Origin of the sequence: Saccharothrix sp. ST-888, from assembly GCF_000955975.1 — a bacterium.
Taxonomy (GTDB): Bacteria; Actinomycetota; Actinomycetes; order Streptomycetales; family Streptomycetaceae; genus Kitasatospora.
Genome location: NZ_JYJF01000446.1, coordinates 1 through 380, shown reverse-complemented (window position 1 = coordinate 380; position 380 = coordinate 1). Strand labels below are relative to the sequence as shown.

1 protein-coding gene and 1 pseudogene are annotated in these 380 nt (G+C 75.8%); one reads left to right on the top strand and one right to left on the bottom strand.

All coding sequences use genetic code 11. From position 1 onward, the window contains the following. Positions 1–139, bottom strand: a pseudogene (locus UK12_RS45300) (ParB/RepB/Spo0J family partition protein); the annotation flags it as partial. Positions 140–289: 150 nt separating this feature from the next. On the opposite strand from UK12_RS45300, the gene UK12_RS45295 reads away from it, so the two are divergent. Further along, on the top strand, positions 290–380 hold a 91-nt coding region (locus UK12_RS45295; RefSeq protein WP_442973915.1), incomplete at its 3' end, for a hypothetical protein.

Below are 380 nucleotides of genomic sequence, written 5' to 3'. Positions count from 1 at the left end.
CCGAGAGCCCCTCCGCGACGATCCGCCGGGCCAGCTGGTCCTGCCGCTCGGCGTCGGGGACCCCCAGCAGCGCGGGGGCGTGGCGCGCCGTCAGGACACCGGCGGCCACCGGGGCCGGGACGGGCGGGGTGAGGTGCAGCAGCGGCAGGGTGTTGGAGACAGGCGAACGGGGGCGGCCGATGGGGACGGCGAGGTGGTCGCCCCCATCAAGGGGGTGGGCCTGCTGCAGGCGGTGGTTGTCCGTCCGGTCGAGGGCGGCCAGTATGGGCTGATCCAGGGTTAGCGGCGGCTGCGGGCCTCCCGGCAGGCCGGTCTGGAGCTGATCCCGGCGATCGTCCGGGCCACCGAGGACGACAAGCTGCTGCTGGACGCGCTGCTGG